This is a genomic window from Pelagibius sp. Alg239-R121, assembly GCF_947331435.1.
GTDB lineage: Bacteria > Pseudomonadota > Alphaproteobacteria > Kiloniellales > Kiloniellaceae > Denitrobaculum.
Genome location: NZ_CAMZOF010000007.1, coordinates 388,115 through 402,185 on the forward strand (window position 1 = coordinate 388,115; position 14,071 = coordinate 402,185).

At 58.6% G+C, this 14,071-nt stretch carries 13 protein-coding genes; 5 read left to right on the forward strand and 8 right to left on the reverse strand.

The genetic code is table 11. From position 1 onward, the window contains the following. Window positions 1–6: 6 nt before the first annotated feature. Entirely contained in the window at window positions 7–987 is a 981-nt protein-coding gene (locus tag QMZ18_RS23610) for a glutathione S-transferase family protein (RefSeq protein WP_282608824.1), read from the reverse strand. A 112-nt stretch (window positions 988–1,099) separates the two neighbouring features. Here QMZ18_RS23610 and QMZ18_RS23615 point away from each other — a divergent pair, with 112 nt between their 5' ends. Continuing rightward, the gene (locus QMZ18_RS23615) at window positions 1,100–2,023 is read left to right on the forward strand and encodes a LysR family transcriptional regulator (protein WP_282608825.1); all 924 of its coding nucleotides are present in this window, start codon (window positions 1,100–1,102) and stop codon (window positions 2,021–2,023) included. A gap of 40 nt (window positions 2,024–2,063) precedes the next feature. On the opposite strand, the gene QMZ18_RS23620 is transcribed toward QMZ18_RS23615, so the two are convergent. The 3 genes from QMZ18_RS23620 to QMZ18_RS23630 all read right to left on the reverse strand — a co-directional run bounded on the left by QMZ18_RS23620 (window position 2,064) and on the right by QMZ18_RS23630 (window position 3,940). Then, complete coding sequence (locus QMZ18_RS23620; protein WP_282608826.1) at window positions 2,064–2,618, reverse strand: papain-like cysteine protease family protein; 555 nt, start codon at window positions 2,616–2,618, stop codon at window positions 2,064–2,066. 96 nt (window positions 2,619–2,714) lie between these two features. Further along, on the reverse strand, window positions 2,715–3,230 hold the full coding sequence (locus QMZ18_RS23625) for a GNAT family N-acetyltransferase (RefSeq protein ID WP_282608827.1): 516 nt from the start codon (window positions 3,228–3,230) through the stop codon (window positions 2,715–2,717). A 47-nt stretch (window positions 3,231–3,277) separates the two neighbouring features. Beyond that, window positions 3,278–3,940 (reverse strand): Crp/Fnr family transcriptional regulator, encoded by a 663-nt coding sequence (locus QMZ18_RS23630; protein WP_282608828.1) that lies wholly within the window; start codon window positions 3,938–3,940, stop codon window positions 3,278–3,280. A gap of 246 nt (window positions 3,941–4,186) precedes the next feature. On the opposite strand from QMZ18_RS23630, the gene QMZ18_RS23635 reads away from it, so the two are divergent. The 4 genes from QMZ18_RS23635 to QMZ18_RS23650 all read left to right on the forward strand — a co-directional run bounded on the left by QMZ18_RS23635 (window position 4,187) and on the right by QMZ18_RS23650 (window position 8,833). Then, window positions 4,187–4,381: a DUF2892 domain-containing protein gene (locus QMZ18_RS23635; protein ID WP_282608829.1), complete on the forward strand. Its 195-nt coding sequence runs from the start codon at window positions 4,187–4,189 to the stop codon at window positions 4,379–4,381. 20 nt (window positions 4,382–4,401) lie between these two features. After that, window positions 4,402–5,262: an MBL fold metallo-hydrolase gene (locus QMZ18_RS23640; RefSeq protein WP_282608830.1), complete on the forward strand. Its 861-nt coding sequence runs from the start codon at window positions 4,402–4,404 to the stop codon at window positions 5,260–5,262. Window positions 5,263–5,328: 66 nt separating this feature from the next. After that, a complete protein-coding gene (locus tag QMZ18_RS23645; RefSeq protein WP_282608831.1) occupies window positions 5,329–7,011 on the forward strand; it encodes a bifunctional protein tyrosine phosphatase family protein/NAD(P)/FAD-dependent oxidoreductase in 1,683 nt (560 codons plus the stop codon). 19 nt (window positions 7,012–7,030) lie between these two features. Next, window positions 7,031–8,833 (forward strand): sulfate permease, encoded by a 1,803-nt coding sequence (locus tag QMZ18_RS23650; protein WP_322097265.1) that lies wholly within the window; start codon window positions 7,031–7,033, stop codon window positions 8,831–8,833. Here the strand turns inward: QMZ18_RS23650 and QMZ18_RS23655 are convergent. The 4 genes from QMZ18_RS23655 to QMZ18_RS23670 are packed head-to-tail and all read right to left on the reverse strand — an operon-like array spanning window position 8,830 to window position 14,030. Continuing rightward, window positions 8,830–9,510: a hypothetical protein gene (locus QMZ18_RS23655; RefSeq protein ID WP_282608833.1), complete on the reverse strand. Its 681-nt coding sequence runs from the start codon at window positions 9,508–9,510 to the stop codon at window positions 8,830–8,832. The two genes, QMZ18_RS23650 and QMZ18_RS23655, sit on opposite strands and share 4 nt — an antisense overlap. Before the next feature lie 6 nt (window positions 9,511–9,516). After that, a complete protein-coding gene (locus QMZ18_RS23660) occupies window positions 9,517–10,368 on the reverse strand; it encodes a hypothetical protein (protein ID WP_282608834.1) in 852 nt (283 codons plus the stop codon). Window positions 10,369–10,407: 39 nt separating this feature from the next. After that, on the reverse strand, window positions 10,408–12,384 hold the full coding sequence (locus QMZ18_RS23665) for a thiamine pyrophosphate-binding protein (protein WP_282608835.1): 1,977 nt from the start codon (window positions 12,382–12,384) through the stop codon (window positions 10,408–10,410). A 35-nt stretch (window positions 12,385–12,419) separates the two neighbouring features. Continuing rightward, complete coding sequence (locus QMZ18_RS23670) at window positions 12,420–14,030, reverse strand: glutamate synthase-related protein (RefSeq protein WP_282608836.1); 1,611 nt, start codon at window positions 14,028–14,030, stop codon at window positions 12,420–12,422. Between the last annotated feature and the right edge of the window lie 41 nt (window positions 14,031–14,071).

Genomic DNA, 14,071 nt, shown 5'->3' on the forward strand with positions numbered 1-14,071 from the left:
CCGGCCTTATCGGCCTGAGGGGATGACGGCTTGCGGAGGAAACTCGCGCCCGTGCGGTCCGTCGAGATTTCCCTCCGGTCCAGCAGGTATGATGCCGCTCGGGTTGAGGTGGCGGTGGCTCAGAAAGTAGTGCCGGCGGATGTGGGGTATATCGATGGTCCCGGAGATACCCGGTACCTGGTAGAGTTCCCGAAGATAGGCGCTTAGGTTCGGGTAATCTGCGATCCTTTTGCGATCGGTCTTGAAGTGCGTGACATAAACCGGGTCGAAACGGACCAGTGTCGTAAAGAGACGCCAGTCGGCTTCGGTTATTCTATTGCCTGCAAGATAACGCCGATGGCTGAGCAGAAGCTCCAGATTGTCGAGCGCCTCAAAGAGCGTGTTTACCGATTCGTCATAGGCGTCTTGGGAAGCAGCGAAGCCCGCCCGATAAACACCGTTGCTGATGGCGTCGTAGACCATAGCGTTGATTCGGTCGATCTCGGGTCTAAGGTCGCCGGGATAATAATCGGTGGGAAAGGTTACGAAGTCGTCGAAAGCGCTGTTGAGCATGCGCATGATATCTGCGGATTCATTGCTCACGATACGCCGTGTCTTCTTGTCCCAAAGCAGTGGGACCGTAATTGTGCCGCTGTAGCGTGGCGCTGCGCGCAAATAGACTTCGTAGAGAAAAGTATCTCTTGGGACACCGGCGGTCTCGTCGAAGCTCTTCTGATCGAGGCGCCAGCTTTCTTCACCCAACAGGGCGTCCATAGTGGTCACCGTAATGACCTTTTCCAGCCCCTTGAGTGTGCGCATGATCATGGTGCGGTGCGACCAGGGACACGCTATCGAGACGTAGAGATGGTAGCGGTCGGCCTCCGCTGGAAAATCAGTGCTGCCGTCCCGACTGACCCAATCGCGGAAACCACTGTCGGCTCTCACGAACTGGCCGTTCAGGTCGCTAGATTTGCTGTGCAGTTCGCCATTTTTCAACATCTTCCCCATGGTCCAGTCCCTTTATCTTCCTAATGGAAAGGGATGTAATTCGTTTCCTTAAGAATGATAATTGCGATAAAAAGAAACAGTAAGTTGAGAAAAAGTTGACTATGGGGGATATATGGAGGGGATTGGTGCCATTCCGGTTTTTGTGGCTGTCGTTGAAAACGGTGGCTTCGCGGCGGCTGCCAGAAAGCTGGGTGTGTCGAAATCCGCGGTCAGCAAGCGAGTGTCGCAGGTGGAAAGCCGCCTCGGTGTTCTACTTTTGCATCGCTCAACGCGGCGCTTGAGCCTGACGGAAGCAGGTGAACGCTATTTCGCACACGCCGTTGAAGCGCTCGCTGCGGCGCGGGAAGCCGAGGATGCAGTAGCCCAGCTGCAGAGCGCACCTCAGGGGCGGCTGAGAATCAACACCCCCATGTCCTTCGGGCGTCTACATATCGCGCCTCTGATCCCTGCCTTCCTGAAGCGCTACCCCGGAATCGAAATCGATATGGTGATGGAGGACCGGGTTGTGGATCTGATTGAGGGGGGCTTCGATGTTGCCATCCGTGCCGGTAGTCTGCCGGACTCTGCGCTGATCGCACGTAAGCTAGCGCCCTGTTACAATGTTCTTTGCGCAGCGCCCGAATACATCGCAGAAAGTGGCGGACCTTCTAAACCGTCGGATCTCCTGGATCACAACTGCCTACATTACGCCTATTCCAGCGATGCCCAGGAATGGGTATTTCAGGGACATGATGCCGCTACGAAAATTCAGACTCGCGGCAATTATCACGTCAACAACAGCGAGGCGCTGCGCGAAGCTGTGATCGGCGGTTGTGGGATCGGCCGACTGCCGACCTTCATTGCCGGGCCGGACATTGCGGCGGGCCGCCTGGTGCGGCTGCTGGAGGAATACCCAATGCCATCGCAGATCTTCTATGCGGTCTTTCCCGAACGCCGTCATCTGCCGGCAAAGGTCCGTGTCTTCGTCGACTATGCGGTCGAGCGCTTTGGCGCCGAACGCCCTTATTGGGACGAGGGGCTCGAAGCGTTGTATTAACCCCCAGCCCTAGAGTGCGAAGTTGGGTGTGGTCATTCGCCTAACCGACGACCGGGCCCTTGTAGCCAAATTCTGGGCCTTCGTGGCGCAACAAAGGCCACCACTCATTATTCTCACCTGCCATGTGATCATACTTCGGTCGGAAGCTCTTCAAGCTGATGATCGTGTGCGGCGCATTCTCCGGATCGTGCAGGATAATATTTTTATCCTCAGCTCCAATCAGGACGGACGCATGGCCGTAACTCTGTCCCTTATCGTTGGTCTTGTACCAGTAGATGATCATAGGGCCCCACTTTTTGAGGAGCTTTTGGATCGCGGGAATATCCGCTGGCAGTCCATCTTCGACCTTCACCAGATGTTCGTTTTTCATGAAGGTGGGGAGCCAACCGAGCTCCATTGCCCAGTGGCCGATACCGGCTGTGCCGTCTGCGTGTTCAATTGGGCGGGAAAAAAGCTCGGGCACGCCCAAGCGCGGGCCTGCCTCGAAGGCATAGGCAACCATACAGGCACTGCTGTACCAGCAGCCCGTCGGATCCATACGGTTTTTATTATGGCCGAATTCGAGCTGGGTAACGAAACCAATGTTGAGATACATAACGCCGACTCTTTTTTGTTTGTGTACTAATTTTATGAGACTGCGCAAATCAGCGTAACTATGCAAGCTTCTTGATTGGTTTGTGTTTTAAACTGATCAACTTGAGGCGCCTGTTCTTGTCGAAAGAAGATACTTCACCAAATCGGGGCGCCCGAAGGGATTGCGGCTGATCAACTCCATGCCGAGCTTCTCCAGAATCCGATGCGACACATGGTTGCTGCTCCGGGCGATGGCGACAACGCGTTCGAGTTTGAGCGTCCCACGGGCATGATCGATCACTGCCCGTGCCGCTTCGGTGGCCAGGCCGCGTCCACGGAATTGGGAACTAAGACCGTAACTCAACTCGAATTCGGCGCCCTCTTCTTGCCATCGGACACCGCATTCCCCCATGAAGACGCCGTCCGCCAGATCGGCCACGACCCACATGCCAAAGCCGTGCTTGTCCCAATGATCCAGCATCGCCCTGACATGAACCCGTGCGGTTTCAGGATCCAGTACGCCGTACTTCCGAACCGACATCACCTCAGGGTCGCCATAGAAAGCTTCGAAAGTCGGCACGTCCTCCTCCCGGACGGGACGCAGCAACAAGCGCTCTGTCCGAAGGATTGTCATGAGTTAGTGTCACTTGCAGATGTCACGCGAGTCCTCCTGCCGAAAGATCAGCTTCCCTCGGCCAGCGTCTTAAGCCGAGCAGGTTCCCGCAGGTCGATCCGGCCGCGGGACAAGGCGATCCAACCGCGCCGTTCCAGCTCTTTCAACAGTCGGCCAACGACCTCTCGTGCGCTGCCCAGATCGGTTGCCAAATCCTGATGAGTGACCTTGATTGCAGTCGCTGCACCCGCACGGGCCAGCAGCCGCTGGGCCAAGCGTTTGTCGAGCCGCTCGAAGGCCACTTCCTCGACCACATGCATCAAATCGGATATGCGTCGCGAATAGCCTGCGAAGACAAGTCTTCGGAAACCCGGCGACTGCGCGAGCGCCTCTTCGAAAGCTGCTTTGGGAATTGCAATAGCCTCGACATCGGTTTCGGTTACACCATCCGCTACGTAGTTTTCGTCGGCAAGCAGACAGGACGTAGTCATGATGCAGGTCTCGCCGCCGGTCACGCGGTAGAGCACGATCTCCCGGCCGCCTGGTGAAACCTGTTGGACCCGGACGGTACCGCCGAGGATCAGAAGAAAGCTCTCCGCCGACACTCCAGGCGCAAACACCGTTGTGCCCGCCGGCAACGCTACTCTGGCTGCGCGCTCTTTCAGATGCCGTTGATCCTGGAGCGGTAAAGCCGCGAGCTCGGGAAATCGTTCGATCCAGTTGTCGCTCATGAGGCTTCCTGCAGTTGCTCCCAAGGTAAAGGTTCGCGGGAACGTGACTAAGTCACAGACGGCCAAAGCGTGCAAGCCATAGTCTGGCGCAAATTGCCTCACCCCTACAGCGATAATGCCATGGAGGCTGATCGGTTTTCACTGAACCAGTTAAAAGCGAGAGCCAGTCTCCAAACGTATAGATAGAGGGCGGATCGCGTTCTTGATTGCTTCAATCAAGAACCATCGCACTCCAGGAGAAATGAAATGTCAGCAAATATTGGACCCTTGGACCGGATGCTTCGCGTGATCGTCGGCATGGCTTTGATCGGGCTCGCGCTTTGGGATTCCACCTATGTCTGGGGCTTCATCGGGATCGTTCCCCTGGTCACCGCTTTAATCCGTTTTTGTCCAATCTACCGTCTGCTTGGAATCTGCAGTTTGAAAAAAGCCCAGGGTTGAGAAGGGGAGTGGAAACATCTATGCAGCCAAAGGTTAAAAGCTTCTTCGACGAGGCGACCAACACCGCGACTCACGTGATTATCGACCATCAAACGTGCCGCGCCGCGATCATCGATTCAGTGAAGGATTTTGACCCGAAGTCCGGCCGGACTTCCACAAAATCGGCCGGCGAGGTTGTCGCCTTTGTCAGAGCGCAGAACCTGACAGTCGATTGGATCTTGGAGACTCATGTTCATGCCGATCACCTGACAGCAGCGCCTTATCTTAAGGAGGAGCTCGGCGGGAAGATTGGGATTGGATCTAAAATCCAGGCGGTACAGGGCGTTTTCAAGTCTGTTTTTAATGCTGAGGAAAAATTCGCAGTTGACGGCCGTCAGTTCGACCACCTCTTCGAGGATGGTCAGGTCTTCTTCATTGGCGAGCTGCAGGCGCGAGTTATTCATACGCCGGGACACACGCCGGCCTGTGTCACCTATCTCATCGGTGATGCGGCCTTTGTGGGTGACACGCTCTTCATGCCCGACTTCGGGACCGCACGTTGCGACTTTCCCGGCGGCGATGCCCGCGCCCTTTTTCGCTCGATCAAAAAAATCCTCACGCTGCCGCCCGAGACCAGGCTGTTCCTCTGCCATGACTATGCGCCGGGTGGTCGGGATTATTGCTGGGAAACCACGGTGGCTGCCGAACGGGCTGGGAACATTCATGTCCACGACGGCATCAGCGAAGACGAGTTCGTCAACATGCGTTCGGCGCGCGATCAGCAACTGGAAATGCCGAAACTCATTCTGCCGTCTGTCCAAGTCAACATGCGCGCCGGCGAGTTGCCGCCTGCGGATGACAATGGTGTCCACTATTTGAAGTTGCCTGTTGACGCCTTGTAGGAACGACGCACCTAAAGCAGATCAGAGATTCAAGTAATACGCCCGAAAGGTGAGAGGAAACCAACTATGGAAATCAAACAAGTTGACTGCGACATCAGTGTCTCACCACAAATCACCGCTGCCGATCTGCCGGAGATCGTCAAATCAGGCTTCAAGTCCATCGTCTGCAACCGCCCGGACGGCGAGGGCAACGATCAGCCGTTGTTCCACGAGATCGAAGAGGCCGCCAAACAGGCCGGCCTGAGCTGTCACTACCTGCCGGTCGTAAGCGGCAAGGTCACCGACGAGGACGCGGAATCCTTCGGCAAGCTTTTCGCCGGTTTGCCCAAGCCGGCGCTGGCCTATTGCCGGACAGGCACTCGCTCGGTCACGCTTTGGTCGCTGAGCCGTGCCGGGATGATGGGACTGACCGACATCCTGGAAAAGGCCCAGAATGCCGGCTACGACATGCACGGCGTGGTGCGGCGTATCGCGAACAACGGCAAGACGCCGCTCGAGGCCGTCGACGGCAAGTTCGATGTGGTGATCGTGGGCGCCGGTTCCGCCGGAATCTCGGTTGCGGCCTCCTTGCTGACCCGTGCGCCGGACCTGGAAATCGCAGTCATCGACCCCGCCGACATCCACTACTATCAGCCGGGCTGGACCCTGGTGGGCGGGGGCGTGTTCGAGGCGGACGAAACGGTGCGTACCCTTTCCTCAGTGCTGCCGGACAAAGTGCACTGGATCAAGGCCGCGGTCGCCGCTTTCGAGCCCGACCGCAATGCGGTGCTGCTGGAAGGCTGTCGCCTGATCGAATACGGCCGGCTTGTGGTCTGCCCGGGGCTGAAGCTGGACTGGCACAAGATCGACGGTCTGGTCGACACCCTTGGCAAGAACGGCGTGACCTCGAACTACCGTTTCGATCTCGCTCCTTACACTTGGGAGCTGGTGCAGTCGATGCGTCAGGGCACGGCGCTCTTCACGCAACCGCCCATGCCAATCAAATGCGCCGGGGCACCGCAGAAGGCCATGTATCTCTCGGCGGATCACTGGGCGCACAGCGGTGCTCTCAAAAACATCAATATTGAGTTCCACAATGCCGGCGGTGCGCTGTTCGGTGTAAAGGAATACGTGCCGGCACTAATGGATTACGTCAAGAAGTACGATATCAGCCTCCAGTTCACCCACAACCTGGTCTCGATCAATGGGCCGGCAAAGCGGGCCTTCTTCGTGAAGACCGATTCCGACGACAAGAGCGAATACGTCGAGCGCAGCTTTGACATGATCCACGTCTGCCCACCGCAGTGCGCACCTGATTTCATCCGGGTCAGCCCGCTGGCCGACGCAGCCGGTTGGGTCGATGTCGATCAGAACACCCTACGTCACAAGACCTATGAGAACATCTGGAGCCTCGGCGACGTTATGAATGCGCCTAATGCCAAGACGGCGGCGGCGGCACGCAAGCAGGCCCCCGTCGTGGCGCAAAACCTGTTGGCCGATATGGGTAAGAATGTCTCTGTTGCACACTACGACGGTTATGGATCCTGTCCACTGACCGTGGAGCGCGGCAAGATCGTACTGGCTGAATTCGGCTACGGCGGCAAGCTGCTCCCGAGCTTTCCTTCCTGGATGATCAACGGCCAGAAACCCAGCCGGCTGGCTTGGCTGATGAAGGAAAAGATCCTGCCTCCGGTCTATTGGCAGGCCATGCTGCAGGGAAGGGAATGGCTGGCCAAACCTGAGAAGGTGGCCCCGGAAGTGGTCAACTGACGGTATGAGGGGCTCAGGTTTGTCATCTCAAGTCGACCACTTTCTACCCTGTTTCGGTTGGCTGCGCCGCTACAACGGCGAACTTCTGCGTAGCGATGCCATGGCGGCGGTGATTGTCACCATCATGCTGATTCCACAGAGCCTGGCTTACGCGTTGCTTGCCGGCCTGCCGCCGCAGGTCGGCCTTTACGCGAGCATTCTGCCACTGGTCGGCTATGCGCTCTTTGGCTCGTCGAATGTTTTGGCGGTTGGGCCGGTTGCCGTGGTGTCCCTGATGACGGCGGCCGCGGTGGGGCAGTTCGCCGCCGTCGGGACGCCCGAGTATCTCGGTGCGGCGCTGGTGCTGGCCCTACTTTCCGGTTTGATGCTTATTTCCCTTGGGCTTTTAAGGCTGGGCTTTCTCGCGAGCCTGCTTAGCCACCCTGTGATCTCCGGCTTTATCACCGCCTCCGGGATTCTAATCGCCGCCAGCCAGCTCAAGCATATCTTCGGTATCGAGGCCTCCGGTCACACGCTGCTCGAACTCGCGCAGTCCCTTGTTGCGCATATCGGCGAAGCCAATCTACCGACCTTGCTCATTGGCGGCCTCGCCACACTTTTTCTCTTTTGGGTGCGGGCTCAGCTTAAACCGCTGCTTAAGCGCTTCGGTTGTAGCGACCGTTTGGCGGACAGTTTTGCCAAGGGCGGTCCCGTTGCCGCCGTAATCGCGACCATTCTTGTGGTGGAGTTTTTGTCCCTTGATGTGGCCGGCGTGAGGGTTGTTGGCGAAATCCCCAAGGGACTGCCGCCTATCTCCATTCCCGGCTTCGACCCGGAACTCTGGCGCTTGCTCGTGCCTTCCGCATTTCTGATCTCAATTGTCGGCTTCGTGGAATCGGTATCGGTTGCCCAGACTCTTGCCGCCAAGCGCCGGGAGCGCATCCAGCCGAACCGGGAACTGGTCGGGCTGGGTGCCGCCAACATCGTCTCGGCCTTCAGTGGCGGCTATCCGGTGACCGGCGGCTTTGCCCGCTCGGTGGTGAACTTCGATGCGGGTGCCCGTACGCCGCTGGCCGGTGTTCTGACCGCCGTAGGCATCGGTTTAACAGCACTCCTGCTGACGCCGCTGTTTCATCAACTCCCCAAAGCCACTCTGGCCGCGACGATCCTCGTGGCAGTGCTGTCCCTGGTCGATTTGGGCGCAATCAAGCGCACCTGGGTCTATTCCAAGAAGGACTTCTCGGCCATGCTGGCCACAATCCTTACTGTCTGGTTCGTCGGGGTCGAGGCCGGGATCATCGCCGGTGTCAGCCTTTCGGTCGTGCTGTTCCTGGCACGTTCTGCGCGCCCGCACTTCGCGCGGCTGGGTCAGGTGCCGGGTACCCACCACTTCCGCAACGTCAAACGCCACGATGTGATCGCCAGCCCGTCCGTCCTTAGCCTGCGCATCGACGAGAGCCTCTACTTCGCCAACGCCCGTTGGCTGGAAGATAAGATCTACGACATGGCGGTCGCCGATCCGCAGGTCCGACACGTAGTTCTGAACTGCGCTGCGGTCAACGAGATCGATGCCAGCGCTTTGGAAAGCCTGGAGGCCCTGATTGAGCGCCTGGAAGCGGCTGGTGTCGCTTTGCATCTCGCAGAGGTTAAAGGACCGGTTACCGATAAACTGAGACGTTCAGAATCCTTCTGCGCGCATGCTGGGCGTCTCTATTTAAGCCATTACGATGCCTTGTCTGAGCTGGATCCAGCGACGACCAGAGCAGCCGATATCGGCCAGCGTCCCAATCGATCGAAAGCGGCAATGCCGCTTACACTGGAGCAGGCGCAAACCTTGGCCTAATGGTATCTGGTAAAAAGCCCGAACCGGTCATGCGCCGTATCACTGCCATAGCAGACCAGGATATCGCCGGCAGACAGTTCGGTTTCGCCGCCCTCTGTCTTGACTTGATAATCTTCGCCGTTCCGTACGGCTAAGAGCTTGAGGTTAAAGTCTGCAATCGGAAGCTCGCCAACCAACACCGACGCCGAGCCCCTGAAGACATGCTCGGCAACGCTATAACCTTCGTCAATTTGCAGGGTGCGCTGGTACGGGCGGGCGCCCAATGCTGTAACCTTCGAAAGTAGAAGACCGATAAAATGGCACATCAAGCGATCCAGGTGCTTGTTGGTCATGACGAGGAGGGTCAGGCAGATTGCGATCGCGATAGCCAGGCTTTGTGTGACCATAGCATCAGTGCTCTGATCGGCGTCGACGAAAGCAACGATGAAGGTCGAGGCGACCGACACGAGACCGAGATTACCCAGTACCATTAGTATCATGAGGATTTTCCGGCGCACCGGATAGTTGACGATCATCTCGGATTCACGCGTGGTGAAGCCGGCTCCGGTCAGCGCGGAGACGGATTGAAAGCGGGCCACATCGTCCGGCAGGCCGGTCAGCCGCATCGCCACGGAGGCGATGCGGACAATGGCGACTGAACAGGCCAGCAGGACCGAGATCGTTAGCGCTGCCGACATAGCTGACTAGAACCCCAGCTTTTTCAGACCGATATCGAAGGCGCCCGCCACGAACAGCGGCAGTTCGCTTTTCAGGTCGTTCAGGGTGACGACTTCCTCTCCGGTCGCGATGGCGCCGACGAAACTTTCCGTATGCCAGTGGCCGGGCAGGGGGAGTTGCGGCAGATCCTCCTTGGCGGGATGGGGCCAGGGGTTGATGTAGAAGTAAGGCTGCGCGTAACTCTCATCACCGGGCGAAAGGCCGACGCCGACACCACGGGCCGTCTCGAAGTCGCCGCTTTCCAGACCGACGTAGGTGGCGATGTCGAAGTGGTGCGGCCAGCAACGTACGGGGCTCGGGCCAGGTTGGAGGGCGTCATTTGCAATGGCGAAGTTGGTGAGGACATCGTTGGCCAAATCGAACCAGGCAGCGAGCGCACGCAACGCCGCTCCCTCGCGGCTGGCGTGGAAGACGGTGACTTCCGCTGCTTCGTCAGGCAGTTTGTAAGGGATTTTGCCAGTTGATGCAGGTGTCAGTCCCGCGTTGTTGAGCTGTGCATCGAGCCACTTCAAGGCCTGCTCGTATTCGACGTTATCAAGAGACAGAGTTTCTACCGCCACTGCATTGTGAAGGATGCTGATGTTCAGCGGCGACAAAGACACGCCAACATACCAGGTGCCCTTGTTGTTAGACATCGGCTGAGACAGGAATTGCTTGCTGACAGGGTCCCAACCCAGGTTCGAATGACTATCGTCGGGTGCGGGGTCCAGGTTGGCGCGCGCTGCCTTGGTGGCAAGCTGAACGGCTTTGTGCGCGATCGCGCGGGCGCTGCACAACTCGGTCGGGGCCAGGGCGCGTAGTTCGCAGGTAGCAGACATTAAATGTTGTTCCTCTTCGTTCTTTTTGGGGCGTGCCGTTCAAACCAGCTCGGCATCGGTGATGATTTCGACCAGCGCCGGACCCTCGAAGGCCAGGGCCTTGGCGATTTCACTGTCCAGTTCTTCCGCATCGGTCACGCGGATACCCTTTCCGCCGCAGAGCCGCGCGTAGGCCGAGAAGGAAGGGTTGTGCAGGTCGGTTTCCCAGACCGGCCACTCGCCCGCGCGCTGCTCCTTGGAGATCTTTCCGAGCTGGCTGTTGTTCAGCAGGATGTGGGTGATGTTCATGCCGTACTTGACGGCGGTGGTGAAGTCCATCGGGTATTGACCGAAGCCGCCGTCGCCGGAGATTGAGACCACCTGGCGACCGGCGTATTCCTCGAAGTCCTGGGTCGCCGCCCAGGCACCCATGGCCGCGGGAAAGCCAAAGCCAATGGAACCCAGATAACCCGACATCAGGACACGCTGTCCCTTGCTCTCAAAGTAACGCCCGAAGGAATAGGTATTGTTGCCCACGTCGCAGGCAATGATGGCATCCTCGGGGCAGAGCCGGCTGAGGGAATCGAAGACCGCGGAGGAATGCACGCCTTCACCTCTTTGCTCAGCCAACCGGCTGGTTTTCTCTGTTCGCCAGATGACCCAGCGCTCGGCGAGTTCGGCGACCTGGTCCGGTGCGTCCGCGGGTCGATTGAGTTGTGGCGAGATCGCGGCGCAGAATGCGCCGATCTCACCCCACACCGGCAGAGCGACTGGATGGAACTTCCCGAGCTGCATACGCTCGAAATCGACCTGGATGATCGGCTTCGAGGATTCGATGCCGGTGTGGTTTGCAAAGGACGAGCCCAGCGCGATGATCAGATCCGCTTCGTTCATGAACCAGCTCGCGATGGGCGTACCTGAGCGACCCAGCACGCCGCCTGCGTTGGGGTGATTGTCGGGAATGAGGCCCTTGCCCTTGAAGGTGGTGAGTACCGGAGCGCCAAGCTTTTCCGCCAGGGCAATAACCGCCTCGCGAGCCTCGACCGCCCCATGGCCCATGACGATGACCGGCCGTTTGGCGGCATGGATCATCTGAGCGGCGGCATCGAGATCGTTTTTCGCGGGGACCACTACCGCACCGCCGGTGCGTCCGCTTGGGGTGGTCGCCTTCGCTTCGCTGGGTAGTGTCTGAACATCGTCGGGAAAGACCAGATGCGCGACGTCGCGCTCCAACAATGCAGTCTTGCAGGCCAGCGAGGCCAGCTCGGCATGATTGGAACTGCCGAGCACCGGTTGGGAGAACTTCGAGACAGCTTCGAAGGCCGATTTCAGGTCGATGTCCTGAAAGGCACCGGGTCCGAAAACCTGCGTCTGGACCTGACCCGTCAATGCCAGAACCGGTGCGCGGTCGACCTTGGCATCCCACATTCCGGTCAGCAGGTTGGTCGCTCCGGGGCCTGCAATCGTCAGGCAGGCGGCGGGTTTGCCTGTCAGCTTGCCGTAGGCGGAGGCGGCGAAGGCAGCCGCGCCCTCGTGCCGGACGCCGACAAAGCTCATCTGCCCGGCGGCCACCCTCAGGCGGATCGCGTCCGACAGGCCGAGATTGGAATGGCCGACCATGCCGAAGACGCGCTTCACGCCCCAGTTCACCAGCGTCTCGGCGACCACGTCGGTGACCGTGCGTTCACGCTCGGGTTCCGGCTCCAGCCCGACGAAGATCTCGCCTTTGCGGATTTCGACAGGATAGAGCTTCTGGCCGCTATCCTCATGCCCGCCCGGAGGTGCGCCCGTGAGAGGATCGAAGTCCCAACCGTGCCAGGGGCAACGGATCCAGCATTGCCCTTCCGTGCCACGTTCGATCGAGCCTTCGCCCAGCGGACCGCCCTGATGCGGACAACGATTGTCCATGGCTGCCCAGTGGCCGTCGAAGCGGGATAGGCAGATTGAGTTGGTCCGCGCGGTCACGGTCTTGACCCGTCCTTCGGGCAGATCGCCGACCTGGCCGACCGATACCCACTCCAATTTTTCAGTAGTCATCTCTTATCCCTCGTAAATGCGTATTGCCGGTCCAGTCACCTGACGCCGCCGTAAGCGACGGCGGAGAGTTCCGACATTTCTTTTTTCCAGGTGGTCAGATCCTCGATCGAAAACTGCGAGAGGTGATCATGGCCGCAGGCCCGCGCCATCACCTGCATCAGCTCAACAGAGGCTTCAAAGAAGTTTTTTAGTTGCTCGGCGGATTTTTCGACTATCAAGCGGCTGACCAGGTGCGGTTTCTGGGTTGCGATACCGACGGGGCAGTTATTGGTGTGGCAGGCTCGCATGGCGATACAGCCGATCGCCTGCATAGCCGCGTTAGAGACCGCGATGGCATCGGCACCCAATGCCATGGCTTTGACGAAGTCGGCAGGTTTGCGTAAGCCCCCGGTGATAATCAGCGAGACGTCGCCGCGTTCCAAATCGTCCAGGTGCATCCGTGCACGGGCGAGGGCAGGGATGGTAGGTACAGAAATGTTGTCGCGAAAAATGATCGGTGCCGCGCCAGTGCCGCCGCCGCGTCCGTCCAGGATGATGTAGTCGACGCCGACCTCAAGCGCCGCGTCGATGTCCTTTTCAATGTGCTGGGCCGAGAGTTTGTAACCGATCGGAATACCCCCGGTCCGGCTGCGGACCTCGTCAGCGAAGGAACGGATCTGTTTAATGTCCGTCCAGTCTGGAAAGCGCGACGGCGAAATAGCGGCTTGTCCTTCGTCAAGGCCGCGTACAGCAGCAATCTTGCCTTTGACCTTGGGACCAGGCAGGTGACCGCCCGTACCGGTCTTTGCGCCCTGTCCGCCCTTGAAATGAAAGGCCTGCACCTTGGAGAGCTTTTCCCAATCAAATCCGAAGCGCGCCGAAGCCAGCTCGTAGAAGTAGCGCGAATTGGCTTCCTGCTCATCAGGCAGCATGCCACCCTCGCCGGAACAGATACCGGTGCCTGCAAGTTCGGCCCCGCGCGCGAGCGCAACCTTTGCCGGTTCCGAAAGTGCGCCGAAACTCATGTCGGAAACGAAAAGCGGTATCTTCAGATGCAGGGGCCGTTGCGCGTTGGGACCGATAATCACATCGGTGCCGATCTTGTGTTCGTCGAGCAGTGGCATTTTGTGCAGCTGTGCGGTCAGGATCTGAATGTCGTCCCAGTCGGGCAATTGGGCGCGCGGCACGCCCATCGCGTCGACTTGACCGTGATGCCCGGTCTTGGACAGGCCCTCTTTGGCGTAGCGTTGGATCAGACCGTTGTAGGGTTCTTCCTCAGTGCCGTGACTGGTGTCCGAATAGAGACCGAGGTAGTCGTCCCGGTTAAAGGGTTGAGGGTTCTCTTCCGCCCAGTTAGCGATTTCGTCGGCATCGACCAGTATTTCGCCGTCTTCGATCCAAGACGCGAACTTCGGCAGAACCTCGGCGTTGTTATATTCCGAGACCCCGCTGTCCAGCCGGTAGTCCCAGTAATGCACACCGCAAATTAGGTTGTTGCCTTTGACGAAACCGTCCGACATCAGCGCGCCGCGATGCAGGCAACGGCCGTAGAAGACCGAAACTTCCTCGTCGAAACGGACAACAACCAGGTCGACCTCGCCGACCAGCGCGTAAGTGGGTTTGCGGTCTTTGAGATCTTTCAGGTAGGCAACGGTGACTTTTTTCATGACTTCCCTGTTTCTTTACTCAGTGATTTGAATGGGATTGT

What these genes read in the sequence shown, in the direction of transcription:
- QMZ18_RS23610 (WP_282608824.1), bottom strand. Translation starts at nt 987, where the DNA reads ATGGGGAAGATGTTGAAAAATGGCGAACTGCACAGCAAATCTAGCGAC.
- QMZ18_RS23615 (WP_282608825.1), top strand. Translation starts at nt 1,100, where the DNA reads ATGGAGGGGATTGGTGCCATTCCGGTTTTTGTGGCTGTCGTTGAAAAC.
- QMZ18_RS23620 (WP_282608826.1), bottom strand. Translation starts at nt 2,618, where the DNA reads ATGTATCTCAACATTGGTTTCGTTACCCAGCTCGAATTCGGCCATAAT.
- QMZ18_RS23625 (WP_282608827.1), bottom strand. Translation starts at nt 3,230, where the DNA reads ATGACAATCCTTCGGACAGAGCGCTTGTTGCTGCGTCCCGTCCGGGAG.
- QMZ18_RS23630 (WP_282608828.1), bottom strand. Translation starts at nt 3,940, where the DNA reads ATGAGCGACAACTGGATCGAACGATTTCCCGAGCTCGCGGCTTTACCG.
- QMZ18_RS23635 (WP_282608829.1), top strand. Translation starts at nt 4,187, where the DNA reads ATGTCAGCAAATATTGGACCCTTGGACCGGATGCTTCGCGTGATCGTC.
- QMZ18_RS23640 (WP_282608830.1), top strand. Translation starts at nt 4,402, where the DNA reads ATGCAGCCAAAGGTTAAAAGCTTCTTCGACGAGGCGACCAACACCGCG.
- QMZ18_RS23645 (WP_282608831.1), top strand. Translation starts at nt 5,329, where the DNA reads ATGGAAATCAAACAAGTTGACTGCGACATCAGTGTCTCACCACAAATC.
- QMZ18_RS23655 (WP_282608833.1), bottom strand. Translation starts at nt 9,510, where the DNA reads ATGTCGGCAGCGCTAACGATCTCGGTCCTGCTGGCCTGTTCAGTCGCC.
- QMZ18_RS23660 (WP_282608834.1), bottom strand. Translation starts at nt 10,368, where the DNA reads ATGTCTGCTACCTGCGAACTACGCGCCCTGGCCCCGACCGAGTTGTGC.
- QMZ18_RS23665 (WP_282608835.1), bottom strand. Translation starts at nt 12,384, where the DNA reads ATGACTACTGAAAAATTGGAGTGGGTATCGGTCGGCCAGGTCGGCGAT.
- QMZ18_RS23670 (WP_282608836.1), bottom strand. Translation starts at nt 14,030, where the DNA reads ATGAAAAAAGTCACCGTTGCCTACCTGAAAGATCTCAAAGACCGCAAA.